Source organism: Solibacillus sp. FSL K6-1126 (genome assembly GCF_038003445.1).
Taxonomy (GTDB): domain Bacteria; phylum Bacillota; class Bacilli; order Bacillales_A; family Planococcaceae; genus Solibacillus; species Solibacillus silvestris.
Window position 1 is genome coordinate 2,000,606 of record NZ_JBBOPD010000001.1, and the last position, 25,840, is coordinate 2,026,445.

The following is a 25,840-nucleotide window of genomic DNA, read 5'->3' on the forward strand; positions in this document are numbered from 1 at the left end:
AAATCATGATTGAAACAGATACGGTCCTCATCGTGGGAATTCTTTTAGCATTCGGGGCCGGGGTGCTGTCATTTTTATCACCCTGTGTATTACCTTTATTCCCAGCGTATCTCTCTTATATTACAGGGATTAGTGTCATGGAAATGCAAGCCGATCAAACGGCAGCAATTCGGAAAAAAATATTGATCCATTCAGTTACCTTTTTAGCAGGAATCGGCGTGGTTTTCATTAGTTTAGGTGCAAGTGCCTCCTATTTTGGACAGTGGCTACAGCATTTATTTATTGGGCAAACGGCAACACTCATTCAGCAATTAGCGGGTATTTTTATCGTCTTTATGGGCTTAATTGTGGCAGGATGGCTGACGATTCCAGTACTTATGAAAGAAAAAAGACTCCATGTGGCGAAAAAACCAACAAGTTATGTCGGAACATTTTTTGTGGGCTTAGGCTTTGCGGCAGGATGGACGCCGTGTATTGGACCGATCTTTGCGTCAATTTTATTATTAGCAGCGACGAATCCAGGAGCAGGCTTAGTGTATACTCTCATGTATGTGATTGGCTTTGCCGTGCCTTTTATCCTGTTAACGTTTTTCATCGGGAAATCAAAGTGGATTGTGAAAAAAAGTGGTCTTCTGATGAAAATTGGTGGCATTATGATGATTTTCATGGGGATTTTATTGTTTTTTGGCCAAATGTCCCAACTGAGTATTTTTTTATTACGCTTAATAGAAGGAACATGGCTTTCTAATTTAGGTTAGTTCAGTTGATAGTGCGAGCATTCAATTTTCGGTACAATAAAATAAGAATTTTTTGTTGATTGAAGGGAGGTGTCTCCCTTCAACCAACAGGACGAGGGGGTACTATGAAACAAAAAATACTAATTGTAGAAGACGATCAAATGATTCGTAACCTCATTAAAATTTATTTACAAAAAGAAGGTTATGAGGTCGTAGAAGCAGACGATGGTGAGGTGGCGAAGTCTGTTTTTCTTAACGAGCATCCGTGTTTAATTGTGTTGGATTTGATGTTACCGAAAGTCAGTGGGGAACTGCTTTGTGAATGGGTCAAGGAGCAAGGAAGAAATGAAGTGTCGATCATTATGTTAAGTGCGAAAGTGCAGACAGCTGACAAAATTCATGGGCTACGACTCGGTGCAGACGATTATATGACGAAACCGTTCGACCCAGAGGAACTAGTGGCACATATTGAGGCAGTTTTACGGCGAACAGGACAGTTTTGTCAAAAGATTACTTATGATGGACTTTGTATTAAGCCAAGAAAAGGAGAAGTCCTACTATATAATCAAAAACTCCGTTTAACGAAGCATGAGTTTCAATTGCTATTTCATTTGATGGATAATCCAAATATTATTATGCCCCGAGAAAGGTTAATCGAATCGTTATATCCGTATCTTGAGAAAGACGTGATGGAGCGAACGATTGATGCCCATATCAAAAAACTACGTGAGAAAATTGAAGAAAACCCAAGTCGACCGAAAAGAATTCAAACGGTACGAGGAATGGGGTATAAGTTTGTTACGAAATAGATGGGCGAGATTTTTATCAAAAAAGTTGTTATGGCGGTTAACATTCGTCAATAGTTTGATTATCAGCGCATTTATTTTGTTTGCGTGCTGGGCGATTTATGAAGCAACTTGCATAGTTGTAGACGAGAATGTTGCGATTCAAGAAGGAAAAATTATTAAAGATATATTATTGCAGTACATAGGGATTTTCGTTGTATTATTTACTGCTTTTGTGGTATCACTTCAGTATTTTTTTACACGTCATCAATTACAACCGTTACGTGAATTAATGGAGTCGATGGAAAAGTTGAAGCAAGGCAAAGAAGTACAAAATGTTCGCTCAGAGTATGAAGATGAAATCACCGCGTTGATGGATCAATTTAATGACTTGGTCAACCAGTTAGAATCTAATAAAAAGCAACGTCATCAGCGTTTATCAGAGTTTTCTCATGAATTTCGTACACCTTTAACCAACATTAATGGCTATCTAAAGGCTCTTCAAACGGGCGTGATTTCTGGGAATCCAGAGCTCTTTCAAGCATTGCATCAAGAATCGAAGCGTTTAATTTTGATGGTGGAGCAATTAAAATCGATTGAAGAATTGACCTATGCGGAGCAGCAAAAGTATTTACAAAAACAAGACATTGAAATAGCAGACGTCATACATCAAGTTATCCAAATGTTTAGTTGGACAATGAAAAGTAGAAACATCGCGCTCCATGTACAACTAGAGCAGCAAATACTTGAAGTAGATCCATATGGACTTACACAGGTAATGAGTAATCTCATTGAAAACGCCATTCGTTATTACGAAGGGATGAAACCTATTGAAATTGTCGGAAAAAAAATGACGGGTTTTTATGTAATTTCAGTTAGCGGACAAGGAAAAACCATTTCAGAAGCGGAAAACCCATTGATTTTTGAACGTTTTTATCGTGTAGACGCGATAAATCATTCAATAGAGAAAGGGGCAGGGCTCGGACTAGCCATCTCCAAGCAAATTGTTGAACAGCATGAAGGGACGGTTTCGCTTAAGACAGACGGTACTTATCATACCTTTCTTGTAAAGCTCCCACTTCGAAATTAAGGTCGTTTCCTATAGAAACGGCCATATTGAACGATGCTTGCAGTGATGGAGAAACGTATTATGTTTAAGGATTGTAAGTGCCTAGGGGGTACTACTATTTGAGGTATATGAACATAGCGAACTAATTTGGTATTCGGTCGGACGTTTATATTAAAGGACTTCGTACAGATAGCTTATATTTAATTGGTGAACTACGTTCGGCGCAAGTCGTATCATTACTTTTAATTGTAGTAGGATTCTCTGCGATTATTTATCGCCGTTTTTATTTAAAATCGACCGTCACATATCAAGATAAATAATGAAGATGTAAACCAGAGGCTATCTAAAAGTAGCTTCTGTTTTTTAGTTTAGTGTAAAAGTGAATTTATCAATTGACATATACCCTTAGGGGTAGTAGCATATTAAACAGATAGTAATTGCTCTTAAATATTTTTTTAACCTTTATAAATTAATGTTTTTAGAGGTTTTATGAAAGAAGTTTTATTTGTTGACATATACCCGTATGGGTAGTATGATACGAAATAGATAATGAAATGATTTAAAAAAGAGGTGAAATAATGCAATACGATGCAAAGGTTACAGCACGAATGAAAAAGATTGAAGGTCAGCTTAAAGGTATTTTACGTATGATGGATGAAGAGAAAGATTGTAAGGATGTTATCACACAATTAAGTGCCGTTCGCTCAGCTGTTGATCGCACAATTGGTGTTATTGTCACAGACAACTTAGTAGATTGTTTATCGAAAGAAGATGCAGCAAGTTTAGATAAAAATGCAATGGTAAAAGAAGCAGTAGAGTTGTTAGTAAAAAGTCGCTAAGACTTTTTATTTTTAAAATAAATTATACCTATAGGGGTAAGGAGATATTATGGAAAAGAAAAGAACAACAATCGTTTTATTCAGTGGGGATTATGATAAGGCAATGGCAGCGTACATTATTGCAAATGGTGCAGCAGCTTATGATCACGAGGTAACAATCTTCCATACATTCTGGGGTATCAATGCGCTACGTAAACAAGAGCCAGTAGCAGTGAATAAAGGTTTCCTTGAAAAAATGTTTGCTAAAATGATGCCACGTGGTGCGGAAAAACTTGGTTTATCAAAAATGCAAATGCTCGGTATGGGTCCTAAAATGATTAAGCACGTAATGAACAAGCACAACGCATTAACGTTAACGCAACTTATTGAGATGGCACAAGAACAAGATATTAAGCTGGTTACTTGTACGATGACAATGGATTTACTGGGTCTTCAAAAAGAAGAATTATTAGATGGTATTCAGTATGCTGGTGTAGCTGCTTATTTAGCAGATGCTGAAGAAGGTAACGTAAACTTATTCATTTAAGAGGTGACCAATGGAAACTGTAATTTTAATAATCGGAATTGTCGCATTTTTTGCTTGGCGTATGAAGCCAACAAAAGGAGTTAACAATATATCAACAGCACAGCTTAAAACAATGATTAACGATAAAGATAAAGTTTTTGTCGATGTACGCACACCTGGCGAGTATAAGGCACGCAATGCAAAGCAATTTAAAAACATTCCTCTTGGTTCTGACTTTTCAAAGTTGCCAAAGGATAAAGAAATTGTCGTTATTTGCCAAAGTGGAATGCGTTCAAAGCAGGCATGTAAGCAGTTAAAAAAATTAGGGTATACAAAAGTAACGAATGTCCGTGGTGGCATGAGTGCATACTAGGAGGAGTAAATATTGAAAACAATTCAACCAATAGAGGTACAAGCAAAATTAGAAGCTGGCGAAGCATTGAATCTAATCGACGTGCGTGAAGTAGCAGAAGTAGAAGCAGGCCATATTCCTGGTATTACGCACATTCCACTAGGATTACTTGAGTTCCGCATGCAGGAATTAGATAAAAAAACGCCTTATATTATGGTGTGCCGTTCAGGTGGACGGAGTGGTCAAGCAACAATGTTTTTAGAATCACAAGGCTTTGATGTAACGAACATGACAGGCGGAATGCTTGAATGGACGGGCGAAGTGAAGTAAATCTTAAATTTTATTATAAATAATACCATAAGTATAAATGGAGGTTTCTAATGATTAAATCAGACGTACAACTAGATGCAAAAGGTCTAGCTTGTCCAATGCCGATCGTAAAAACGAAAAAAGCAATGAATGATGTGGCTGAAGGGCAAGTGTTAGAAATTCAAGCAACAGATAAAGGCTCTGTGGCGGATTTAGCCGCATGGTCAAAAACAGTAGGTCATCAATACATTGGCTCAAGTGAAGATAACGGTGTGTTCTATCACTATATTCGTAAATGTAATCTTGAAACGAGTGAATCAGCTGAAAAGACATTTGAGCAAACAATTTCAAATGAAGACGCTGTTAACGGTGAAGGGTTAATTTTAGATGTACGTGAAGCAGCAGAATATGCTTTTGGCCACATTCCAGGTGCTAAATCCATTCCAATGGGTGACTTAGCGGACCGTATGAATGAGCTTGATCCAGCACAAACTATTTATGTCATTTGCCGTACAGGCACGCGTTCTGACTTAGCTGCACAGCAATTAGCAGCAGCAGGTTATACAAATATTTATAACGTCTTACCTGGCATGACAGGTTATGAAGGCGAATTACAGAAAGAGGTAAAGTAATATGTCAAACAAAGTAGCAATTATAGCAGCTAACGGTGGTCTTTTCGATGCGTATAAAGTATTCAATATCGCAACAGCAGCAGCCGCTTCTGAAAAAGAAGTAGCGATCTTCTTCACATTTGAAGGCTTAAACTTAATCCACAAGCAAGGGATGCAAGCACTTGAAATGCCTGCAGGAAAAGAGCACTTCGCAGAAGGCTTTGCTAATGCACAAGTACCAGCCATTCCACAATTAGTAGAAATGGCGCAGGAATTAGGCGTGAAATTCATCGCTTGTCAAATGACAATGGATGTTATGGACTTAACGAAAGAAGATTTCGTGGACGATATTGAAGTTGGTGGCGCCGTTACATTCCTAGAATTTGCAAAAGACGCAGCACCGACATTAACATTCTAATGACTAGCATTTTCTTTTCATATATGTAACATATCCATTGGTTCCGGTAGCAATTAGGCTACCTGAGCCGAAAAAAATTTAATTAAAATAATACCTATGGGGGTACAATTATATGACAGTAACAGCATGGACAGCAGCACAAGTTGCACGCAGAGTGATTGATAACAAAGAATTATTTATTTTAGACGTTCGTAATGCAGATGCATTTGAAGATTGGAAAATTGATGGTCATAAATTCGATTACTTAAATATCCCTTACTTCGAACTTTTAGATGGGGTAGAAGAAATTTTACCGAAAATCCCTGCGGATAAAGACGTACTTGTAGTATGTGCGAAGGAAGGTTCTTCTATCATGATAGCGGAAATGTTATCGGATGCGGGTCTTTCAGTGGGCTACCTTGAAGGAGGTATGAAATCTTGGTCAATGTACCTTGAGCCAATTAAAGTAGGCGATCTTAACGGCAATGGCGAGTTATACCAATTCGTACGTTTAGGAAAAGGCTGTCTTTCTTATATGGCTATCAACGATGGGGAAGCAGCGATTATTGATGCAGTACGATTTACAGACGTATTTACAAACTTTGCAAAAGAAAAAGGTGTAGAGATTAAGCACGTATTTGATACACACTTACATGCGGACCATATTTCAGGCGGTCGTCATATCGCAGCTGCGACAGGGGCAACATACTATTTACCATCAAAAGATGCAGAAGAAGTTGTATTTGATTACACACCACTTGAAGATGGTTTAAAAGTACAGTTAGGCACTTCTCAAATTGAAGTAGGCGCACTTTATTCACCAGGTCACACAATTGGTTCAACATCATTTGTGATTGACGGCAAGTATTTATTAACAGGTGATATTTTATTCATCGATTCAATCGGTCGCCCTGACTTAGCAGGTCTTGCAGAGGACTGGGTTGGTGACTTACGCGAAACATTATATTCTCGCTACCGCAGATTAACAGAAGATTTAATCGTGTTACCAGCACACTTCATGATCATTGACGAGTTAAACGAAAATGGAACAGTAGCGAAGCGCCTGGGTGATTTATTTGCTGAAAACCACGGTTTAAACGTAGAAGACGAAGACGTATTCCGTTCAATGGTTACAGATAACTTACCACCACAACCAAACGCGTACCAAGAAATTCGTACCGTGAATATGGGTAAAGTGACGCCTAGTGATGATGAACAAACGGAAATGGAAATTGGTCCTAACCGTTGTGCAGTACGCTAATTTAGTTTAGCAATGAGATGTTACACCTATGCTTGTCTCACGCTCAAAAGGCAAGTAACCGTTTACGTTTTATTCGGTAAATTAGAAAATCGCTTACAAAAAAGAAATTTACGAGAAGAGGAATTCAACATGAATATTACAAAAACTTTGGATGCAAAAGGTTTAGCTTGCCCTATGCCAATCGTACGTACGAAAAAAACAATTGACACAATTAACTCAGGTGAAGTATTAGAGGTACAAGTAACAGATAAAGGTGCACTTGCAGACTTCACAGCATGGGCTGGCGCAGGTGGTCACACAATTTTAGAGCAAAAAGAAGAAGCAGGCGTACTGTACTTTTATATTCAAAAAGCATAACAGTGTTTTGGGCGAGTAGAGCATTGTTCTACTCGCTTTAATTTTTATGAAAGAAGGACAAACAAATGGAAATCGATTTATCATTCACATTTATAGCCGTTATTTTCGCACTTGGATTTTTTGGATCATTTATTTCAGGGATGCTAGGTGTTGGAGGGTCTATTATTAAATACCCTTTACTTTTATACATTCCACCACTATTTGGACTTGCAGCATTCTCTGCACATGAAGTATCAGGAATTAGTGCGATTCAAGTGTTCTTCGCATCGATAGCGGGTGTTTGGGCGTACAGAAAAAGTGGTTTACTGCACAAAGAGCTCATCATCTATATGGGGGGCGCTATTTTAATCGGTAGTTTTATCGGTAGTTATGGTTCAGGTTTCTTATCAGAAGAAGTCGTGAATATCGTATATGGAATTTTAGCAGCAATTGCAGCAGTAATGATGTTTATCCCCCGTAAAACGGTTGAAGACACATCTGTTATTACATTTAATAAAGCGTTGGCAATTTCATTAGCATTAATTGTTGGTATCGGTTCAGGAATTGTAGGGGCAGCCGGTGGGTTTTTACTCGTACCGATTATGTTAACGGTCTTAAAAATTCCAACTCGCATAACAATTGCGACGAGTTTAGCGATTACATTTATTTCTTCGGTCGGAGGTAGTGTGGGTAAAATCATTACCGGTCAAATTGAGTACTGGCCAGCGTTTATTATGATTATTGCAAGTATCATTGCAGCTCCTCTGGGCGCAAAAATCGGACAAAAAATGAATGTTAAAATTCTTCAATGGTTATTGGCACTTATGATTGGTGCAACAGCCATTAAAATCTGGATCGATATTTTATAGTACAAAATCGTTAGTTTAAAATAGAGTTCCTATTTGTTATTTACGAAGTTAGTTTGAGTTGAGGCAATACGATCATGAATTTTTTTCGTAACTTGCGCCATACTGGATTAGAGGTAGGATTGAAGGTGTTGACTGTTAGATCGTAAGCTATCTTAGAATAAAATTTGTGAAGATTAGTTCATTAATTCGCTATAGAATCGTCACATCCATTTCAATTGAAGTCCATATTTCACTTATATAATTGAATTTGTAAAACTATCCATGTCGGAGGAGAATTATGAAAAAACTATTGTTTGCAGCACCTTTAGCACTCACTTTATATGCTTGTGGTGATGAGGAAGTGAAGGGAAGTGGTGAAAAAGCAGAGGTTTCACAAGAATCCCTAGAAGAGAAGAAGGTTTCGGTATCTGAACAAGCAGAATGGACTGTAGATGAGCGTTTACAAGAGCCAACAGAGGATACAACGTGTTATATGTGCAATATGAAAGTGTATACACGAGATCATGAACAAGGTGTCTTTTCTGCACAAGCTGTACATGAAAATGGCGAAGTGGTTTTCTATGATGATATTGGCTGTTTATTAAACGATGAGTATGTCAATAAAGTAGAGAATGAAAAATTTGTACGTGATTATCATACGCTAAACTGGTTTAACGTTGAAGAAGCATTTGCTGTAAAGACTGATATGAAATCACCAATGAACTGGGGCTACATTTTCTTTAAGTTTGAAGAAGATGCGGAAAACTACATTGCTGAGAACGAGCATGCTGCTATGGCAACAATTGATGAAATCAGAACGCAAGCAATCGAACGTCATAAGAAAAAGCAAATGAAAAATGGCGAAGAGCATAGTCATGGAGAGAATAACGATCATTCGAATGAAGAAAATAATACTAATGGTCACCAAGAAAATATGTCTTCAGATGAATCGAGCGAGTGATGACAATGAAAAACTGGATCATTGCCACTGTTTGTGGCGTACTAGTAGGTATTCTTACACCGATTGTTGCAGAAGCAAGTTCGGAGCATCAGCATGAATCACCTAGCTTTGTGCAACCGAAAAAACCGTTAAAGGGTGAAAAAAGCCAGTTGCAAAAATTAATAGATCGTACGGAACCAGGGGGCACGCTTTTCTTAGAAAAGCGTGTTTATCGTGGTTCTTTATCGATTACAAAGCCCATCACTATTATTGGAATGGACGGTACTAAGATTCACTCACTCACAACGGCATTAACAGTTTCTGATACACAAAATGTCGTGTTGGAGAATATCAGTTTTCAAGCAGAGAATACAGCGATTGTTGTAAGCAATGTACAAAATATTCACTTGAAAAATGTCGGAATAGGCGATTCGATGGCTGGTATACAAATTACGAAAAGTGAAAATATCAGTCTGCACGATGTAGATGTTCTCGGAAAAGAAGGACATTTCTCTTCAAAGGGACACGCTGTTGCAATCTATGAATCGAAGAAAATTACAGCTACAGATAATGATATAGAGCAAGTACTGGACGGATTTTATCTTGAAAGTGTCGAGGACATTCATTTGACGAATAATAGTATCAAAAATAGTCGTTATGCCATGCATATGATGTATAGCAATCATATCGAGTTAGCCAATAATAACCTATTTAATAATATGACTGGCTTTATGGTGATGATTGCAAAGGATGTACAGATTTCCGATAATATGGTAGCAAAAAATAATATGCTCAACAGTTTAGGAGTTTACGTATATGACGTTGAGAATGTGCTATTTGAAGACAATGAATTAAGGGAAAATACGACGGCGATGGATATACAAAATGCTCGTGATATCACAGTTGAGAAGAATGTCTTTTTAGTAAATGGTACTGTTTTACATGTACAGCGCTCACAAGAATTATTCGTTCAACAAAATGAATTTCATGGCAATATTTTAACTGTTCGTACAGATCAGCAAGGTTTCAGCTTAAAAAGGAATTATTATGACGATTATGAAGGAAAAGATTATAACGGGGATCAGATAGGGGATACCCAATATATAGCGACGAATTCATTCGGTCAATGGATGGTACGTAAACCCGTTTATCAATACTTTATGGAATCCCCCAGTGTTGTGACTTTAAATATGATGGATACAGAAGTAACGGAAAACAATACACAAGTTGTTGTAGATGAATACCCTATCATTTTAAAGAAGCCGTTTAGTTTGGAGATAGATATTCATATTTGGCAGTTGCTTATTAGCAGTATCCTTTTAATAAGCATGTTGATTATAAGGAGAAGATTAAAATGAAATTATTTAAATGGATTGGGTTTACGATATCGGTTTTCATTTTAGCAGCATGTAGTGAACAAACGTATGAGCCGAGAGAAATTAACGCAGAGGCAGATGTTTGCTATATGTGCAATATGAGTATTACACATGTGGATTATGCAGCACAGATTGTATTGAAAAATGGTGATCATGTCGCCTTTGATGATTTAGGTTGCTTAATGGAATATGTATTGGAACAGGGGAAAGAGAAAATAGGTGCAGGCTTTATTCGAGATACTAATTCTTCTAAATGGTTGAATATTGAAGAAGCCATTTATGTGTATTCTAAAGAATATTGGACGCCTATGAATTATGGGGTACTCGCCTTTAATTCACAAGAGGAAGCAAACGATTATATAAAAGCGCAGCCAGGCGAAATTGTTCCTTACGAAGAGCTTCTTACATTTAATTGGGGAGTACATGAGCACGAATGAGCATGCAAATGATTTTATTGGAATGTAAGCAGCTTTTACGTAGTAGATGGATACAGATTGTAACAATTTTATTTGCAATTGTATTTACTGCGATTTTAATGATTCAACATTTAGCTTTACCGGAAACGGAGGGCTTTACCCGTCAAACCGCCTCTTTACTTAATATTTTGCTGTTTTTGTTGCCGCTGTTTATGTTAACGATTGGCAGTATGAATATAGCGAGTGATCAAGAATCAGGCTGGTTGGGATTACTTCGAACATATCCTTTAACAATGGGACAGTATGTGTTGACAAAATATATAGCACTCTGCATAGTTTTCGCGGGAGTAGTCCTGTTTGTGTTTGCTGTGGCTTTTCTAGTGGGAAGTTTCTTTGGCGGGCTGAAGCTACCTCTATTTGCAATAGGTATTACAGCTTTGATTTTGCTCATATTTAATGCGGTGAGTATATTAGTAGGAACGATGGCAAAAAGTCGCTTGCATGCACTTGCAATGGGGTTAGGGGTTTGGTCTGTTATAAGTTTATTATTTTCTTATATGGTGATGGCGATCGGTACTGTTACGTCTGAAAACTTTTTACAGAAGCTAGTCATTGCAACGATTCACTTTAATCCACTTGAATGGATTCGTTATGGCTATTTCGTATTTTCCGAGCAAACAGCTGTATTAGGGCCGGCCTTTTATGGAATGTCGAAATTTTATTCTTCTCCACCAGGTTATCTTTTCTTCATCATCATTTCAAGTCTATGGGTCATCATTTCATTAGTTGTGGCGACAATTATTTTGAAGATTCGAGGTAAACGAGTATGACGGTACAACTTCATCATGTTACGAAAGTATTTAAAGGGGAACGAGGGATTTTTGATGTCAATTTCACACTAAAGCCAGGGCATATTACTGCGCTTGTCGGCTCCAATGGGGCAGGAAAAAGTACGATTATTAACATATTAACGAATTTATTGCACCCCGATAATGGAGAGATTATTCGCGAATCCCAAGAAGTAAGATTTATGCCAGATGATATTGAATTTCCTGATACGCTAACAGCTAAGGAGATTATGCACTTTTTAGGGAATTTGAAAAAGGTCCCAGTAAAAAGACAGATAGAATTATTAGATAAAGTAGGCTTATGGGAAGCAAGAAATTTAAAGGTTGGTCAATTCTCAAAAGGAATGCGGCAACGATTGAATTTGGCACAAAGCATAATGGGGGAAAGCCAATTTTATATTTTAGACGAGCCGACAAATGGGTTAGATTCTTTTTGGATTGCCCAATTAAAAGCTATGCTCAAAGAAGAGCGGGACAATCGGCAAATCATCTTATTTTCTACGCATTTACTAAGTTTAGCAGAAGAAATTGCTGATCAAGTTATTCTAATTCATCATGGCCGTATTTTGGCTTCAGGTGATATTAAATACTTATTACAAGAGGGTAAATGCCACACACTTGAGCAACTATGGCTACAAATAACAAAACAAGAGGTAGAGCGATGAAAAAGTGGTTTACGATTATTTTCGTTGTATCTGTTATGTTGTTTATATGCTGGGAACTTGTTGGAACCATAAAGGAATCGCAAGAACATGTTCCAGTTCGAGTGGAAAATATGATGCAAGCCACAGATTTTAAACTTCCAACGTTTGATGGGAAAAAAATTTCACTTCAAGAGCAACATGGGAAAATTGTTATTTTAAATTTTTGGGCTTCGTGGTGTGAGCCTTGCAGAATTGAAATGCCCCATTTTCAAACATTCTATGAAGAATATAATCAAGACATTGAAATTTTAGCTGTGAATGTTACAAGAAAAGACAAGATGAAAAATGTAGGAGCGTTTGTGGATGAGTATGATTTAACGTTTCCAATCTTACTAGACACATCTGGAGAGATTAGTACGATCTATGGTGCTTTTGCACTTCCAGCGACAATTATAATTGACCGAGAAGGAAATATTGCTCGTGAAATCTTAGGCCCAATGGATGAAGCTTTATTACTTAAATATGTAGAACCCTTATTATAAGTAAAGATCTAAATATATGGAAAGGATGTTTGTAAGAGTTATAAGTTTCAAACATCCTTTTATATTTTGATAAGTTTATTGGGCATTACATCTGGCACGTGTTGCAATGGGAATGGCATAAAAATGTTTGTGTATATTAGTTTGATCGGAGCTGCCGTTGCTGCATTAATTTCGAATGGCTGAGCTGTACTGTTCTTAACGCCAATTGTTTAGCGAAAAATGATTTTCCAGTTTATTTGGCGAGGGGTTATATTGATGGTACAACGAGCTAACCTTTTACCGTGAGTAACTTAGTCAATATCATATCGGCAGACATGATTGGGGAATAGCTTTTTCTATCTGGCAACGGTCATTATAATTGTTGCGGGTTTAATTGCAGCACCAATTGGGGTAAAAATAAGCAAAAAGATGGACACAAAAGTATTACAAGGAATACTAGCTGTTCTAATAAAGCAACTGCTTTAAAGAAATGGATAGATTTTTTAAAATTATCCAAACTAAATAATCAAATTATAATCTGATTAAATTATAATTCAAAATAGGGGGATATATATGGATTTTCATTTTACAGTAAATAGTGATAAATCAATTGATGAAGCGATTACATCTATAGAACAAAATCTTAAAGAAAATAAGTTTGGGGTTCTTTGGCAACTTAACTTGACTGAAACTTTGCTGAAAAAAGGCGTAGACAGCTATAAAAAGCCTTACCGAATTCTAGAAGTTTGCAATCCATTAGAAGCGGCACGAGTAATAGAGCATAATCCTTTAGTGGGTTACTTCTTACCTTGTAAAATTACCGTTTATGAAGAAGAAGGAAAAACCAAAATTGGACTTCCTAAACCAACTGCTATGATAGGTTTATTAAATGATACTGAATTAATTGCAATAGCAGAAAAAATTGAAAAAATCCTCATAGATGTATTAGAAAAAAGTAAATAATGAATTACCGGACAAGAATGTATGAAATAATGCATTCTTGTTTTTTCATTTTATTTAAGGATTACGGGTAATACTTATACAAGAATCACACCTAGGACTATCAATTGAATAATATTCTTTTTAAAAAAGGACAAAACATATTAGTCACTAAACTATGTTTTGTCCTAAAATTTGTTTATTTTGGTAGGTACAAATAATAGCTAAGATCTTGCTTTTACTGATTATCCAAACTACCTATTGTTGAATTGTTTTTGGTACATGGCGAAGTAAAGCCCCTGCTGACTGATTAACTCCGCATGTTTTCCTGCTTCGACTAATCTTCCGTTTTGCATGACAAAAATACAATCGAACTTGTCTAACTCTATTAACTTATGTGTCACGAGTATAAGTATCTTATTTGTTGATTCATTTAACAACGTTTGAAACAATTTTCTTTCTGTTTGAATATCTAAACTTGTAAATGGCTCATCTAAAACCAAAAGCGGGCTATCTTTTAATAAAAAACGAGCAAAAGCTAGACGTTGCTTTTCACCACCGGATAAATTCTCGCCTTTTTCATATACAACATCCTCTAGTTTTTTGAAGAGACAAGCTTTATTCAATATGAGTTGCATTTTTTCACGTGTTGCCTCTGGTTTCGCTAGTTGTAAGTTTGTCTCTATGGTTCCAGAAAAAAAATGGTTGTGCTGTAGCATTATACTTAATTGTTTATAAATTGAGTCAGTATCAAAGCTTGATAAAGGGTACATATCAAATAAAATTTCCCCGTTACTTGGTTCAAATTCATTCATCAATAACTGTAATATTGTTGACTTACCAGATCCACTTGGACCTATAATGGCAATCTTTTGACCGGATTGTACCGATAAGTTTATGTCTTCAATTGCTGGTCGTTCTATATTTGGATAAACATAGGAAACATGATTAAAATGAATTGAATGGATATTGTCTCTAAGTAAAATACCGTTCTGCTTCTCGATTGTTGGTGAGATTTCATTAAGCTCCTGCATGGCCTTTTTTGTATGTCTCACATAGTTAGGAGCCATTGCGAGGGGAATTGCAGACTCAAAAACCGTTAAAGAAACAAGAACAATCATCGCTAAATAAACTCCATCTAGTTGCTTCGTTGAAGTTAAATAAGCACCAATGAACAGAATCAAAAAGGTCGTAAATAGGGCAACAAGTTGATTCCCTAAAAATGCTGATTGTTCTTGATCCAATTCTTTTTGTTTTGCTTTTGCGAACTGCTTATTCCACTGTAATAAAGTTTGTTTTTTAGCTTCTAGCTGATTATGCAAGACTAAATCACGATAACCATAAAAATATTCCGTACCCTCTATTGTCATCATTTTTTTATCTTCAGTTGCTGTTTTATGCGGAATACGGAGTAATATATACGGCACGATAAGACTTGTTAAAACAATGCCTAATAGTAAACAAAGCGCAATCCAAGTTGAAAAGAAAAGCATAAATAAACATGTTGTAAAAAAGACAATGCCTGTCACAAACGGTGGGTATAATACACGTAAAAAAAAATTTTGTACAGTCTCCACATTTGTTGTAACTCTGGTTAGTAAATCACCACTTTTATAAGTGTTTAATAAATGCGCTTTAGGTAGCAGTTTATTAAAAAATAGCATTCGAATTTTACTGATGAAACGAAATGTTACACGATGTGTAATCAAGCGCTCGGTGTATTTACTAATTGATTTTGTTACACCAAATAGTTTTAAAAAGGCGGTTAGGATTAAAATGATATAAAAGGGTGGTAATAGCGCGGCTTTAGAAATAAGAAGCCCACTTTGTGCAAAAAGCGCAACTGCTGTTAAACCACCAATTGTTCCACATAACAGTGCTAGTAACACATCTTTCTTATCTGTCCAAATGAACTCAACTAATGATTTCATCGATAAATCCTCCCTTCATCATCTTTTGATAAAATGGATGTTGGACTAGTTCACCTTGTGTACCATAAGCAGCAATTTGTCCGTTTTCAACGATATAGATAACATCTGCAAAGCGAATACTTTTATATTGATGTGCGGCAATAATGACGGTTGCAAATTCACTTAATACTTGAATGGAATGTGTTAATAGTTGTTCTGTTAACACATCAAGTCCAGCTGTTGGTTCATCAAAAAATACAATGTGTCCCTTTTTTAAAAAGGCACGCGCAATGGCAACGCGTTGCTTTTCACCACCTGATAAGCCAAGTCCCCCTTCGCCAAGCGCAATGTCCAATCCTTGTGGAATCATTGAGAGCCAGTCCATAAGTTGGGCATCCTTCAATGCTCTTAAAATTTCTGCGTCACTATACGGCAGCCCCATACAAATATTGTCTCGCAACGTACCAGAGAATATATAAGGATGTTGTGAAATGTAGCTTACCTGAGCATACCAGTCCGATTCCTTATAGATTGCACGCGGCTGATCATTTAACATAACGGAACCTTGGTCAATTTCAATCAAACTTGAAAGCATATTTAAAATTGTACTTTTCCCATGTCCAGTTTGACCGATGAAAGCAACGGTTTTTCTAGGAGATATTGTACAAGATATAGGTCCAATGGTCGTCCCGTTTGCATAGCTGTAAACGGCTTGATTTAATGCTATTTTGGGCTGCGTTGGTAAGCTATTGGTACCCCATTGAACAGGGGCTGTTTTTTCAGTAAGTTGCTGTTCGATTAAATTTGCCGCACCAAGGCTTCCTCGTCCTGTATGAAAGGCACTGCCTAATTCCTTCAATGAATTATAATACTCAGGTGCAAGTGTCAAAATGAAAAAGGCTGGTGCAAATGCGAGCGTTTGAAAGACAATCATTTGAAAGCCAATCTCGAGTGCAATTAAGCCAATACCTAATGTGGCAATTAGTTCAATAAATAATGTCGATGCAAACGCAATTTTTAATACGCTTAATGTACGTTTCATAAAGCCTTCATTACTGGTAGCTAGCACTTGTTCCTGTTGTTTACTTTGTCCAAATAATCGGATGGTTTGCAGGCCCTGTAGTAAATCGAGAAATTTCCCTGAAAAACGATTTAAAGCCTCTAGTTGTTCTTCTGATTTTTTCTTTGTTTGCATGCCAATAATAATATACGTAATCGGCACAAACGGGGCAGTAATGAGCATAATCCAACCACTATTAGGATGAATATAAAAGACAGTGGCTAATATCATTATTGGCACAATGATTGTTTTAATTACTTGCGGAATGTATTCACGATAATAGCTTTCTAATTGTTCAACTGTATCCACAAAAAGTGTCACTCTTTCACCAGTTTTATGTTGAATGTGCTTCTCTAAAGAAGATTCAGACCACTTCGCTAAAAGCTCATGTCGAACAGCTATTTTCACGCTCGCTGCAAATATGCCACCGATTTTGCCAATCCCAAATTGAGAAAGCAATCTTCCGATCATTGATAAAAATAAGTAACCAAAAGACGGAAACGTATCCTGGAACGGTACGTGTTCGATAAACACGTCATTAACAATTGTTACAATGCTTAAGGCTTGTAATATGATACTTGCGCCAGTTATCCCGGAAATAAGAATGAGAAGTAATAATAGCAACTTATTTTTATTTGTAAGTTGTTGTAAAAAATGCATAAGATTCGCTCCTTTCGCACATCAGCTATTTATACGAATACTAAAACAGGCGAAGTAGAATATTTACTAGTGTTACGTGATTAGGATAAATTTAAACGCGTACAATAAGCGGGAATTATGAAAAAGAAGATTCGAACATTAATCGAAGCATCTCACCGTTTTATAATGAAAAACCTTTTAAATTTGCACTAGAAGAAAATTAAATTGATTAAATATTCTATACGAGGTGAATAACTATGCCTAAGAAAAAAGCAATATTTGTGACGAGCTCTCGTTATCAACCATCGTAATGATTTATGTTATAACCGCAATTTTTTTGGATGTTAGGAGGAATTGAGATGGAAGGCTCCTCGGTATTTTGGAGTAGGGCATTAACAGAATTAACTTTATCATTCCATATTATCTATGCAACGCTTGGTGTTGGAGTACCGCTAATGATTTTGATTGCACAATATGTCGGTTATAAAAAGAATGATATACATTACACGTTAATGGCACGGAGGTGGGCAAGGGGATATACTATTACTGTTGCTGTAGGTGTTGTAACAGGAACCATCATCGGCTTGCAATTATCATTATTATGGCCACAATTTATGGAACTTGCTGGAAAGGTTATTGCACTCCCATTATTTATGGAGACCTTTGCCTTTTTCTTTGAAGCTATTTTCTTAGGCATATATTTATATACATGGGATCGCTTTAAAAATCCAAAGCATCATATGCTATTACTCATTCCAGTAGCGCTGGGTTCAGCAATGTCTGCCATATTTATTACAATTGTAAATGCATTTATGAACTCACCTCGGGGCTTTGACATAGTCAATGGCGAATTGATTAATATTCAACCACTATTAGCAATGTTTACCCCCGCAATGCCTACTAAAATTGCACATGTATTAGTTTCTGGTTTTATGACGGTAGCCTTCGTATTAGCTGCAATTGCTGCTTACAAATTATTAAAAGGTGAAAACGAAATTTATCATAAAAAAGCCTTATCATTACTCATGAAGCTTGGTATTATTTTTTCGCTTGCTACAGCATTGGTAGGTGATTTTTCGGCCAAGTATTTAGCAGAATATCAGCCTGAGAAATTAGCGGCAGCGGAATGGCATTTTGAAACGACAGAAGGAGCGGATTTAATATTTTTCGGTATATTAGATGAAGAAGATGTAAAATATCAAATTCGCATTCCCAAATTACTAAGCTTTTTAGCATTTAGTAATTTTAAATCGGAAGTGATCGGTTTGGAAGAATATCCGGAGGAAGATCGGCCTCCACTGTATATTCACTATTTCTTCGATACAATGGTTACCATTGGAGTTTTACTGATTCTTTTATCCCTTGCTTTTGTTATTGGTAGATGGGGGAAATGGAAATGGATCCATTCCCGTTTGTTTAGATGGTTGATTGTACTAAGTGGACCTTTATCAATAATTGCTATTGAAGCAGGGTGGTGGCTTGCCGAACAAGGACGTCAACCATGGATTTTATACGGTATTATGCGTACTGAAGAAGGCGCGACAACAGCAACAGGCGTCGAATGGTTATTTATTGTTTTTGCGATTGTTTATTTAATTTTAGGAATAGGCAGTATTGTGGTATTAAATCGTATGTTTAAAAATAATCCTGCAGAGAAAGAATTGGCTGCACGTAAAGGTGGTGCAAAGTCATGGACATAGAAATTTTAGGGATTTCTGTACTATGGATTTTTCTATTTGGATATGTAATTATCGCTTCCATAGATTTTGGTGCGGGATTTTTCAATGCTTACAGTTTAATCACGAAGAAAAACCATATTCTCTCTAAAGTTATTAAACGTTATTTATCCCCCGTATGGGAAATTACCAATGTATTTTTAGTATTTTTCTTTGTCGGAATCGTTGGGTTCTTCCCACAAACAGCTTACTATTATGGGACTATTCTATTAGTACCTGCATCCGTTGCGCTTATTTTACTGGCGATACGAGGAAGTTATTATGCGTTTGAATCCTACAGCACTTTACGTGGACATAAAGGCTATGCATTTGCTTATGGAATCGCCGGTCTTTTCATCCCTGCAGCCTTTTCGGTTATTTTAACGATTTCTGAGGGAGGCTTTGTGACGATCCAAGATGCAGGTCCTAAATTAGATTATCCTGCATTATTCACTAGTACATTATCTTGGTCGATTGTCGCGTTAAGTGTTACAGCAGTACTCTATATATCAGCAGTATTTTTAACGTGGTATGCCAAAAAAGCAGGGGACTCAGATGCAAGCGATTTAATGCGTAAATATGCACTTATTTGGGGGATTCCATTAATTGTTAGTGCCATTGGTATTATTCTTGAATTTAGAGCTGAAAAACACTGGCATTATGAAAATATGTTAGATATATCTTGGTTATTTATTATTTCAGGTACTCTCTTCTTAGCAACGTATTGGCTTTTATGGAGAAAAGCGAAATACGGCTTAGCCGTCATTTTGTTAATACTACAATTTGCGGCTGCATTTTTTGCATATGGATTTTCGCATTATCCATATTTGTTGTATCCGCATTTAACCATTCATGATAGTTTTACAAATCAAGCCATGGCAATTTCACTTGTTGTTTTCTTCATTGCAGGGTTATGTTTGTTAATCCCTTCACTATATTTAGTTTTCAAGCTTTTTATTTTTAATAAAGGCTATCTTTCAGGTGATGATGAAACGCATGTATGAGGAGATGTGGAAATGGAAGCATTTTTAATAACTTATGCACCGATTATTGTTGTGATCATATCCGTTTTTGCTGCATTTTTCGTTGCAGCAAAAACGGAGTTATAAAGTACCTAACTGGAGGATTGAATCCTTTGTTTAGGAAAATATGTCGTTTTCATGTGTTAAGTTGTTAGTCAAGTATTGTATAAATTTTTAATAAAGGTGAATTATTAATGTAAAGGAGGAATTAACAGTGAATCATAACTTAACTGAACTAGAAGTTGAGCATTTACGTAGTTTAATTGGTGGGCATGGAAACGTTGCAAAAAAATTGGAAATGTATGCATCAAGTTGCACAGACACAGATTTAAAAGCACTCTTTGAAAGAGATGCACAAGCTGCTAAGCAAGCACAACAGGATTTAATAACATATTTAAACTAAGGAGGAGTGTAAATGTTTCAAGATAAAGAAATGGTCAATGATTATCTGGCCGGGTTAAATGCAAGCTTAACTGGATATGCCAATATCATCGCACAAACGAATAATGCGGAACTCAGACAAACATTAATCCAATTGCGAAATCAGGATGAATCCCGTCAACGAACTTTATACAGTTATGCCCTTCAAAAAGGATACTATCAACCTGCTGCACCAGCTTCAAAAGAGGTCGTTCAGCAATTGCGAAACCAATTAATGTCTGACATGCAGAACTAATATTTAGTAAGCCGAACTATGTATTCGGCTTTTTTTTTGCCTAAATCGAAATCTATACTTAGAAAACACATTATTAAAAGTTAGCATACAATAGTATATTATTTTCGAAAGGGTTGAAAAAATGTATTATTCCCCATACGGGTATCCATATCAACACCCATATTACAGTATTGCTCCGATGTATCATTATGCTGTGAATACAAATCAATGGAATCCTCAAGGTCCTGTTCTTGTAAATCAAACTAATTCATCTCAAAATAATGGTTTGCCAATCAGTGATTACGGAAAACGTCCTTTTGTTATAAATATTAATGAGGCAGCTAAACAAAACAATACTTATCGTACTGCTTTGTGGACAGGAAATCACCTACAGGCTACATTAATGAGCCTAAATCCAGGTGAAGATATCGGTTTAGAAATGCATCCTGACGTTGACCAATTTTTACGAATCGAACAAGGTCAAGGTGTTACTCAAATGGGTAAAAGTAAAAATCAGTTAGACTTTAGTAGAAATGTTCAGGATGATTCCGCAATTTTTATCCCCGCTGGAACATGGCATAACTTAACGAATACAGGGAATATTCCATTAAGGCTATATTCTATCTATGCACCACCTAATCATCCATTTGGCACGATTCACCGCACCAAGGCAGATGCAATGCATGCTGAGTAAGGGATTTCTTAACTTAATGGTAGCCCCGGAATTGATGGTATAACACCCAGACCTATGGATTCAAAGGTCGGAATTTTTAGTCAACGAAGGGTTGGAAGATGTTAAAAAAGAAAATAATATAAAACACATTCTTTAATAATTTATACTCATGGGAATTCTTGTAGGAAAAGGATATGTTCCAGAAAAAGCATATGAATTGGTAGAAGTTTAAGAAATCGTAATACCTGCTGTTGCAGCACCTGTAAGTACGATAATATCTGTAACACCTGTTCCACTAACAGAAAACACCATTGCTAAACGGTCACCAGCGGATACCGGAATATTTGATAAATTCGCTAATCCTTGGAAGGTAGTACCGACATTAATCGTTCCTGTAAGTACCGGCGTTAAGTTAACAAATGCATTTGTTGCTGTGAATGTGATAATTCCAGCAGGGGCGCGATAAACTTGTGCAGTAATAATAGCCGTTCCTGTAACATCAGCAATAGCTGTTTCTGTAAATGTTGCAGAAATAGCGGTATTAGTTCCTACACGTGGAACAGAAAAAGCTTCTGTTGTACCTGCTACTTCAGTTGGTAAGATAACCGTATTTCCTATTGCAATAGTATCAACAGCACTTCCAAAACCGATTGCAGACACTCCTCTAACTTCTCCAAGTTCTGGAGGTGTAAACGTTACTGTTACTAGTCCAGTTCCTGAAGAAAACGGAATTATGGAACCTATATTTTCAGGAGGACATACTGTACTAGTTGCTCTAAGTGGACCTGATGAAAAACATAGATTTCCACATTTAACCGATAGTTGATTAGAACTAACACTGCACCCTCTATTCATACAATTACACATTCTCTCACCCCCCTTCTTTAATATCCTATTCATAACAATATAAAATTGAAGTGCAGTTATTTATGATTCGCGCCTTACCAACCGCCGGATCATGACGAATGAGACTGCGCTCTTTTTGCAGACTCAAGCGGCATGGGCGGTACCGCGAATCGAATTGTAAGTCAAATTTCGAAAAAGTTATTCGACGCATTCAATCGAGTAATTCAAAAGGATTTAAAGAACTAGTTCAAAATTCAGAAAAACGATACAGGACGATGTTGTAGAGCTTTATGTATTGTATTTAAATCCAAATCGAAAGTGAGAAGGAATAGGCAGTAAGCTATTAGCAGCTATTACAAATGAGCAAATAGAAAAAGCGCTGTAGAACAATGGGTATCTGTTGCTAAAGATAATATGCATAAATTTATGCATATTTTACGCAAAAATAGGGAATCTTGACGAAGGATTTCGCTTTTTTATTCTGAATAAAAGTGTTTTAATAGTTCTTAAGATGGGAAAATATAATGGGACTTAAGGAGGGGAATAAATGAATTTAAGATTACAAAAGCGGGAAGTTGAAGATTTGATACAGGGATTTATTGAAGGTGAAATCGATAGTCATACAGCACCAATATTAAAAGGTGAACTAGAATTAATTGCTTTGTCAGACGGCTTTATTATAGAATTAGATCTTTCCAAAGTAACTTATATGGATAGTAGTGGTCTTGGTGTACTTGTTGCTTTCTATAAGAAAGTAATTAAAGAAAATACTTCCCTAAAATTGTTGAATCCATCTGCAAGAATGGCGAGAATGTTTAATATAACGGGCCTTAGTCAGTTTATGAATATTGAAATAAGAAAAGTCACTAGTGTAGGCTAAAAAAGCAATAACGCTAATGAATTTTAGTAAGAAAGCCAATTCAATTATTAATTCCATCACTGACGATGCTGACATTCTCCCTAACCCACCGTCCCACCCCTAATACATAATCGGGCGCTTTCCTTAATTAATACAACAAAAAAGCTCCTACATTTATGTTTCCTTAATGTAGGGGCTTAGAATTGTTTCTTGCTAAAATTTTTCTTGATATTTAGTAGGTATTTTTATAAAAAATCGACGATAAACAATTAATCCAATTGCTACAATAAGGCTAAGAATCGATACAATTTGTGCTGAACGTAATTCCCCGATTAAATAAAGGCTGTCCGTGCGCATGCCTTCGATATAAAAACGACCAATCGCATACCAAATTAAATATGTTGCAAATACTTCACCCCGATTTAAGTGTTTGCGAATAAGTAAGACAATAATTAACCCGACTAAATTCCATAAAGACTCATATAAAAATGTAGGGTGAACATAACTACTCAAGCTTTCTATATACATCTGGTTAATTAACCAATTAGGTAAGTGTAATGATTCTAAAAATGCTCGACTCACTGGTCCACCATGAGCTTCTTGATTCATGAAGTTACCCCAGCGTCCTATAATTTGTCCAATTAGTAAACTTGGTACTGTAATATCTGCAACTTTGAAAAAGGATATTTTTTTTACTTTACAATAAATAATAGTCGTTAAAATGGCTCCGATTAATCCACCATGGATCGCAATACCACCGTTCCAAATTTCAATTGCTCGCAGAGGATTAGCCGCATATTGATCCCATTCCATTGTAACGTAGTAGATTCGTGCAGAAATAATCGAAATAGGAATAGCCCACATTAAAAAATCTGTATAAAAATCTTTTGGTAAGCCCCGTTTATCAGCTTCTTTATTTGCAACTATGTATCCTAAAAGAATACCTGATGCAATTAAAATACCGTACCAACGAATATCTATAGATCCAATGCTAAAAGCAATAGGATTAATGGTAAGCAATAACAAATTCACGAAAACAAAAACCTCCATTTCATTTAACTAAATAAGAATGACACAATTATGTTTATTTTAACATTAAAATGAAATATAAGTATTACCTCTAGATAAAGTTAGGGGGCATTTCTGCGTGTTTATTCCACAAAACCAGCTAATAGTTGTCAATAATTTTTATTAAAAATAATAAAAATATCATGTTATACTAAATTTGTGCATGCCAAATAACCGTCCAAATTCTTAATTTGGAAAGTTCAGGTTTACTTGGTTAAATTGTTAAATCAATCTATGTCTTGGAAAGAATTCTTGCTTTTTAATAGTGCATAAATCCAAAGTAAGAGTTTGTTTGCACAAGCTATTACAGCTACTCTAAATAGTTTTCCTTCTTCCTGTTTTTTATCATAAAACGCTCGTAATTTCTTATTACGAGGAAGGATTTCATCCGTTGTTTTCTGTTTTCGACAGTCACGAATAGCACATTTAACAGCCATATACAAAGCTTGCCGTAGTCTGCTAGAGCCTCTTTTGGTTATTCGGTTGTAAGTACCTTTGAATGTACCAGATTCAAAGACACTTGGATCAAGACCGGCAAATGCGACTAGTTTCTTAGGGTGATTAAACCTTTCAATTTCCCCAATTTCAGAAACAATCGTGGCAGCGATTTTTTTTCCGATTCCAGGAATTGATTGGATAATCTTAGATTCTTCAATACTTTTTGCTAAAACATCTATCTCATTTTCAAGTAGGGATAGATGTTTTTTGTATTCAAAGAGCATATTAACATACATATCTAAACTTAGGGAAAGACTAATATAAAGCCTTCTGAAAAGGGTTTTGAGCTGCTGCAGTCATTAGCTTTTCGGCCTGTTGATTTGCCCATTATAGAGAACGAGAATTACAGAATTCTTTTATTTTAGTTGTTAATACTTCATTATTGGCTTTCAATATATCTTTTGATGTAGGAAATGCCTGTAGTATTTTTAAAGAAACATCCGAATATAAGTCTCCAAAAACATTACTATATTCAGGGAAAACTTGATCTAAAACTGTAGGGGTTTAACGCTCGAATAAGGGTATCATGCCCGCCACTCCAAATGAAGCCGAGCTGTGCGTCTGAAAAATACACAGTGGGTTAAGTGGCTCACTATTGGGTTGCGATATATACACAAATCAATGACGAAGGATTATTCTTCTTTTCTAATCTAAATAAAAATGGTTAAATAGTCTTAAGGGAGACGAATATTACTGTAGATTAACGGAGGGGAAACTAAATGAATTTAAAATTACAAAGGCGGGAAATTGGTGATTTACTCTATGGATTTATTGAAGGTGAAATCGATACTCATACAGCACCAATATTAAAAGATGAATTAGGGTTAATTGTTTTGTCGGACGGTTTGATTATAAAATTAGATTTATCCAAAGTAACTTATATGGATAGTAGTGGCCTTGGTGTACTTGTAGCCTTCTATAAGAAAGTAATTAAAGAAAACACTTCACTAATATTTATTAACCCATCTGCAAAATTAACAAGAATATTTAATATAACGGGCCTTAGTCAGTTTATAGATATTGAAGTAAAAAACGAGAAAATTCTAGAAGTGTAATTAATATTAAAAGTAATAACGATGATTACCTATTGTTTTTTGAATAAAAAAACAATGTCTCGAAATAATTCGAAGTCCAATAGAGTGATAAATAAAAAAGAGGGCGA

General features: G+C 36.1%; 31 protein-coding genes and 2 pseudogenes. 28 read left to right on the forward strand and 5 right to left on the reverse strand.

What is annotated here, in order from left to right; genetic code table 11:
• The first annotated feature begins 5 nt into the window (after nt 1-5).
• The 20 genes and pseudogenes from MHH44_RS09770 (at nt 6) to MHH44_RS09860 (ending at nt 13,757) form a co-directional block, all read left to right on the forward strand.
• A complete protein-coding gene (locus MHH44_RS09770; RefSeq protein WP_340718247.1) occupies nt 6-758 on the forward strand; it encodes a cytochrome c biogenesis CcdA family protein in 753 nt (250 codons plus the stop codon).
• Nucleotides 759-862: 104 nt separating this feature from the next.
• Nucleotides 863-1,546 (forward strand): response regulator transcription factor, encoded by a 684-nt coding sequence (locus tag MHH44_RS09775; RefSeq protein WP_340718248.1) that lies wholly within the window; start codon nt 863-865, stop codon nt 1,544-1,546.
• The gene (locus MHH44_RS09780; protein WP_340718249.1) at nt 1,533-2,612 is read left to right on the forward strand and encodes a sensor histidine kinase; all 1,080 of its coding nucleotides are present in this window, start codon (nt 1,533-1,535) and stop codon (nt 2,610-2,612) included. The genes MHH44_RS09775 and MHH44_RS09780 overlap by 14 nt, the downstream gene beginning before the upstream one ends.
• Nucleotides 2,613-3,169: 557 nt before the next feature.
• Nucleotides 3,170-3,430, forward strand: a complete 261-nt coding sequence (locus tag MHH44_RS09785) for a metal-sensitive transcriptional regulator (protein WP_340718250.1) — start codon at nt 3,170-3,172, stop codon at nt 3,428-3,430.
• Nucleotides 3,431-3,479: 49 nt separating this feature from the next.
• Complete coding sequence (locus MHH44_RS09790) at nt 3,480-3,956, forward strand: DsrE/DsrF/DrsH-like family protein (RefSeq protein ID WP_340718251.1); 477 nt, start codon at nt 3,480-3,482, stop codon at nt 3,954-3,956.
• A 10-nt stretch (nt 3,957-3,966) separates the two neighbouring features.
• Nucleotides 3,967-4,308, forward strand: coding sequence for a rhodanese-like domain-containing protein (locus MHH44_RS09795; protein ID WP_340718252.1), 342 nt, complete (start codon nt 3,967-3,969; stop codon nt 4,306-4,308).
• Between the two features lie 12 nt (nt 4,309-4,320).
• A complete protein-coding gene (locus MHH44_RS09800; protein WP_340718253.1) occupies nt 4,321-4,617 on the forward strand; it encodes a rhodanese-like domain-containing protein in 297 nt (98 codons plus the stop codon).
• Between the two features lie 50 nt (nt 4,618-4,667).
• Entirely contained in the window at nt 4,668-5,228 is a 561-nt protein-coding gene (locus tag MHH44_RS09805; protein WP_340718254.1) for a sulfurtransferase TusA family protein, read from the forward strand.
• Between the two features lies 1 nt (nt 5,229).
• Nucleotides 5,230-5,625 carry a DsrE/DsrF/DrsH-like family protein gene (locus MHH44_RS09810; RefSeq protein WP_340718255.1) on the forward strand — a complete coding sequence of 132 codons (396 nt, stop codon included), beginning with the start codon at nt 5,230-5,232 and terminating at the stop codon, nt 5,623-5,625.
• A 112-nt stretch (nt 5,626-5,737) separates the two neighbouring features.
• Nucleotides 5,738-6,865 carry an MBL fold metallo-hydrolase gene (locus MHH44_RS09815; protein ID WP_340798453.1) on the forward strand — a complete coding sequence of 376 codons (1,128 nt, stop codon included), beginning with the start codon at nt 5,738-5,740 and terminating at the stop codon, nt 6,863-6,865.
• Nucleotides 6,866-6,994: 129 nt separating this feature from the next.
• On the forward strand, nt 6,995-7,222 hold the full coding sequence (locus MHH44_RS09820) for a sulfurtransferase TusA family protein (RefSeq protein ID WP_251401579.1): 228 nt from the start codon (nt 6,995-6,997) through the stop codon (nt 7,220-7,222).
• A 65-nt stretch (nt 7,223-7,287) separates the two neighbouring features.
• Nucleotides 7,288-8,070 (forward strand): sulfite exporter TauE/SafE family protein, encoded by a 783-nt coding sequence (locus tag MHH44_RS09825; RefSeq protein ID WP_340718257.1) that lies wholly within the window; start codon nt 7,288-7,290, stop codon nt 8,068-8,070.
• A gap of 277 nt (nt 8,071-8,347) precedes the next feature.
• Complete coding sequence (locus MHH44_RS09830) at nt 8,348-9,010, forward strand: nitrous oxide reductase accessory protein NosL (RefSeq protein ID WP_340718258.1); 663 nt, start codon at nt 8,348-8,350, stop codon at nt 9,008-9,010.
• Nucleotides 9,011-9,015: 5 nt separating this feature from the next.
• A complete protein-coding gene (locus tag MHH44_RS09835; protein ID WP_340798454.1) occupies nt 9,016-10,347 on the forward strand; it encodes a right-handed parallel beta-helix repeat-containing protein in 1,332 nt (443 codons plus the stop codon).
• Nucleotides 10,344-10,802, forward strand: a complete 459-nt coding sequence (locus tag MHH44_RS09840) for a nitrous oxide reductase accessory protein NosL (RefSeq protein WP_340718260.1) — start codon at nt 10,344-10,346, stop codon at nt 10,800-10,802. The genes MHH44_RS09835 and MHH44_RS09840 overlap by 4 nt, the downstream gene beginning before the upstream one ends.
• Nucleotides 10,799-11,611, forward strand: coding sequence for an ABC transporter permease (locus tag MHH44_RS09845; protein WP_340718261.1), 813 nt, complete (start codon nt 10,799-10,801; stop codon nt 11,609-11,611). The genes MHH44_RS09840 and MHH44_RS09845 overlap by 4 nt, the downstream gene beginning before the upstream one ends.
• A complete protein-coding gene (locus tag MHH44_RS09850) occupies nt 11,608-12,294 on the forward strand; it encodes an ABC transporter ATP-binding protein (RefSeq protein WP_340798455.1) in 687 nt (228 codons plus the stop codon). Before MHH44_RS09845 ends, MHH44_RS09850 begins: the two co-directional genes overlap by 4 nt.
• Nucleotides 12,291-12,815 carry a peroxiredoxin family protein gene (locus tag MHH44_RS09855; protein ID WP_340718263.1) on the forward strand — a complete coding sequence of 175 codons (525 nt, stop codon included), beginning with the start codon at nt 12,291-12,293 and terminating at the stop codon, nt 12,813-12,815. The genes MHH44_RS09850 and MHH44_RS09855 overlap by 4 nt, the downstream gene beginning before the upstream one ends.
• A gap of 82 nt (nt 12,816-12,897) precedes the next feature.
• A pseudogene (locus MHH44_RS21200) lies at nt 12,898-13,084 on the forward strand (ArsB/NhaD family transporter); the annotation flags it as partial.
• 283 nt (nt 13,085-13,367) lie between these two features.
• The gene (locus tag MHH44_RS09860; RefSeq protein WP_340718264.1) at nt 13,368-13,757 is read left to right on the forward strand and encodes a DUF302 domain-containing protein; all 390 of its coding nucleotides are present in this window, start codon (nt 13,368-13,370) and stop codon (nt 13,755-13,757) included.
• A 230-nt stretch (nt 13,758-13,987) separates the two neighbouring features.
• Here the strand turns inward: MHH44_RS09860 and cydC are convergent, their stop codons facing one another.
• Both cydC and cydD read right to left on the reverse strand, forming a co-directional pair.
• On the reverse strand, nt 13,988-15,664 hold the full coding sequence (gene cydC, locus MHH44_RS09865) for a thiol reductant ABC exporter subunit CydC (RefSeq protein WP_340718265.1): 1,677 nt from the start codon (nt 15,662-15,664) through the stop codon (nt 13,988-13,990).
• On the reverse strand, nt 15,648-17,363 hold the full coding sequence (gene cydD / locus MHH44_RS09870) for a thiol reductant ABC exporter subunit CydD (protein ID WP_340718266.1): 1,716 nt from the start codon (nt 17,361-17,363) through the stop codon (nt 15,648-15,650). The genes cydC and cydD overlap by 17 nt, the downstream gene beginning before the upstream one ends.
• Before the next feature lie 338 nt (nt 17,364-17,701).
• Between cydD and MHH44_RS09875 the strand changes: the two genes are divergently transcribed.
• The 6 genes from MHH44_RS09875 to MHH44_RS09895 all read left to right on the forward strand — a co-directional run bounded on the left by MHH44_RS09875 (nt 17,702) and on the right by MHH44_RS09895 (nt 21,428).
• Complete coding sequence (locus tag MHH44_RS09875) at nt 17,702-19,042, forward strand: cytochrome ubiquinol oxidase subunit I (RefSeq protein ID WP_340718267.1); 1,341 nt, start codon at nt 17,702-17,704, stop codon at nt 19,040-19,042.
• A complete protein-coding gene (locus MHH44_RS09880; protein WP_340798456.1) occupies nt 19,033-20,061 on the forward strand; it encodes a cytochrome d ubiquinol oxidase subunit II in 1,029 nt (342 codons plus the stop codon). The genes MHH44_RS09875 and MHH44_RS09880 overlap by 10 nt, the downstream gene beginning before the upstream one ends.
• Nucleotides 20,062-20,073: 12 nt before the next feature.
• A complete protein-coding gene (gene cydS / locus MHH44_RS21205; protein WP_445326859.1) occupies nt 20,074-20,166 on the forward strand; it encodes a cytochrome bd oxidase small subunit CydS in 93 nt (30 codons plus the stop codon).
• Nucleotides 20,167-20,293: 127 nt separating this feature from the next.
• Nucleotides 20,294-20,482, forward strand: coding sequence for a hypothetical protein (locus MHH44_RS09885; protein ID WP_340718269.1), 189 nt, complete (start codon nt 20,294-20,296; stop codon nt 20,480-20,482).
• A gap of 12 nt (nt 20,483-20,494) precedes the next feature.
• Complete coding sequence (locus MHH44_RS09890; RefSeq protein ID WP_340718270.1) at nt 20,495-20,755, forward strand: spore coat protein; 261 nt, start codon at nt 20,495-20,497, stop codon at nt 20,753-20,755.
• Between the two features lie 121 nt (nt 20,756-20,876).
• Complete coding sequence (locus MHH44_RS09895) at nt 20,877-21,428, forward strand: cupin domain-containing protein (protein ID WP_340718271.1); 552 nt, start codon at nt 20,877-20,879, stop codon at nt 21,426-21,428.
• Between the two features lie 207 nt (nt 21,429-21,635).
• Here MHH44_RS09895 and MHH44_RS09900 read toward each other — a convergent pair whose 3' ends face one another.
• The gene (locus tag MHH44_RS09900; RefSeq protein WP_340798457.1) at nt 21,636-22,274 is read right to left on the reverse strand and encodes an exosporium glycoprotein BclB-related protein; all 639 of its coding nucleotides are present in this window, start codon (nt 22,272-22,274) and stop codon (nt 21,636-21,638) included.
• A 526-nt stretch (nt 22,275-22,800) separates the two neighbouring features.
• On the opposite strand from MHH44_RS09900, the gene MHH44_RS09905 reads away from it, so the two are divergent.
• On the forward strand, nt 22,801-23,133 hold the full coding sequence (locus MHH44_RS09905) for an STAS domain-containing protein (RefSeq protein ID WP_340718273.1): 333 nt from the start codon (nt 22,801-22,803) through the stop codon (nt 23,131-23,133).
• A gap of 192 nt (nt 23,134-23,325) precedes the next feature.
• Here MHH44_RS09905 and lgt read toward each other — a convergent pair whose 3' ends face one another.
• Entirely contained in the window at nt 23,326-24,144 is an 819-nt protein-coding gene (lgt, locus tag MHH44_RS09910) for a prolipoprotein diacylglyceryl transferase (RefSeq protein ID WP_340718274.1), read from the reverse strand.
• Nucleotides 24,145-24,407: 263 nt separating this feature from the next.
• A pseudogene (locus tag MHH44_RS09915) lies at nt 24,408-25,173 on the reverse strand (IS110 family transposase); the annotation flags it as partial.
• 224 nt (nt 25,174-25,397) lie between these two features.
• On the opposite strand from MHH44_RS09915, the gene MHH44_RS09920 reads away from it, so the two are divergent.
• Nucleotides 25,398-25,733: an STAS domain-containing protein gene (locus MHH44_RS09920; protein WP_340718275.1), complete on the forward strand. Its 336-nt coding sequence runs from the start codon at nt 25,398-25,400 to the stop codon at nt 25,731-25,733.
• Nucleotides 25,734-25,840: the final 107 nt, after the last annotated feature.

Bases quoted from the DNA above. Each gene is read 5' to 3' on its own strand.
- MHH44_RS09835 (WP_340798454.1), top strand. From the start codon at position 9,016: ATGAAAAACTGGATCATTGCCACTGTTTGTGGCGTACTAGTAGGTATT.
- MHH44_RS09840 (WP_340718260.1), top strand. From the start codon at position 10,344: ATGAAATTATTTAAATGGATTGGGTTTACGATATCGGTTTTCATTTTA.
- MHH44_RS09845 (WP_340718261.1), top strand. From the start codon at position 10,799: ATGAGCATGCAAATGATTTTATTGGAATGTAAGCAGCTTTTACGTAGT.
- cydS (WP_445326859.1), top strand. From the start codon at position 20,074: ATGGAAGCATTTTTAATAACTTATGCACCGATTATTGTTGTGATCATA.
- MHH44_RS09920 (WP_340718275.1), top strand. From the start codon at position 25,398: ATGAATTTAAAATTACAAAGGCGGGAAATTGGTGATTTACTCTATGGA.
- MHH44_RS09815 (WP_340798453.1), top strand. From the start codon at position 5,738: ATGACAGTAACAGCATGGACAGCAGCACAAGTTGCACGCAGAGTGATT.
- MHH44_RS09775 (WP_340718248.1), top strand. From the start codon at position 863: ATGAAACAAAAAATACTAATTGTAGAAGACGATCAAATGATTCGTAAC.
- MHH44_RS09770 (WP_340718247.1), top strand. From the start codon at position 6: ATGATTGAAACAGATACGGTCCTCATCGTGGGAATTCTTTTAGCATTC.
- MHH44_RS09860 (WP_340718264.1), top strand. From the start codon at position 13,368: ATGGATTTTCATTTTACAGTAAATAGTGATAAATCAATTGATGAAGCG.
- MHH44_RS09790 (WP_340718251.1), top strand. From the start codon at position 3,480: ATGGAAAAGAAAAGAACAACAATCGTTTTATTCAGTGGGGATTATGAT.
- MHH44_RS09905 (WP_340718273.1), top strand. From the start codon at position 22,801: ATGAATTTAAGATTACAAAAGCGGGAAGTTGAAGATTTGATACAGGGA.
- MHH44_RS09895 (WP_340718271.1), top strand. From the start codon at position 20,877: ATGTATTATTCCCCATACGGGTATCCATATCAACACCCATATTACAGT.
- MHH44_RS09880 (WP_340798456.1), top strand. From the start codon at position 19,033: ATGGACATAGAAATTTTAGGGATTTCTGTACTATGGATTTTTCTATTT.
- cydC (WP_340718265.1), bottom strand. From the start codon at position 15,664: ATGAAATCATTAGTTGAGTTCATTTGGACAGATAAGAAAGATGTGTTA.
- MHH44_RS09825 (WP_340718257.1), top strand. From the start codon at position 7,288: ATGGAAATCGATTTATCATTCACATTTATAGCCGTTATTTTCGCACTT.
- MHH44_RS09795 (WP_340718252.1), top strand. From the start codon at position 3,967: ATGGAAACTGTAATTTTAATAATCGGAATTGTCGCATTTTTTGCTTGG.
- MHH44_RS09855 (WP_340718263.1), top strand. From the start codon at position 12,291: ATGAAAAAGTGGTTTACGATTATTTTCGTTGTATCTGTTATGTTGTTT.
- MHH44_RS09890 (WP_340718270.1), top strand. From the start codon at position 20,495: ATGTTTCAAGATAAAGAAATGGTCAATGATTATCTGGCCGGGTTAAAT.
- MHH44_RS09830 (WP_340718258.1), top strand. From the start codon at position 8,348: ATGAAAAAACTATTGTTTGCAGCACCTTTAGCACTCACTTTATATGCT.
- MHH44_RS09805 (WP_340718254.1), top strand. From the start codon at position 4,668: ATGATTAAATCAGACGTACAACTAGATGCAAAAGGTCTAGCTTGTCCA.
- MHH44_RS09820 (WP_251401579.1), top strand. From the start codon at position 6,995: ATGAATATTACAAAAACTTTGGATGCAAAAGGTTTAGCTTGCCCTATG.
- cydD (WP_340718266.1), bottom strand. From the start codon at position 17,363: ATGCATTTTTTACAACAACTTACAAATAAAAATAAGTTGCTATTATTA.
- MHH44_RS09785 (WP_340718250.1), top strand. From the start codon at position 3,170: ATGCAATACGATGCAAAGGTTACAGCACGAATGAAAAAGATTGAAGGT.
- MHH44_RS09810 (WP_340718255.1), top strand. From the start codon at position 5,230: ATGTCAAACAAAGTAGCAATTATAGCAGCTAACGGTGGTCTTTTCGAT.
- MHH44_RS09900 (WP_340798457.1), bottom strand. From the start codon at position 22,274: ATGTGTAATTGTATGAATAGAGGGTGCAGTGTTAGTTCTAATCAACTA.
- MHH44_RS09875 (WP_340718267.1), top strand. From the start codon at position 17,702: ATGGAAGGCTCCTCGGTATTTTGGAGTAGGGCATTAACAGAATTAACT.
- MHH44_RS09850 (WP_340798455.1), top strand. From the start codon at position 11,608: ATGACGGTACAACTTCATCATGTTACGAAAGTATTTAAAGGGGAACGA.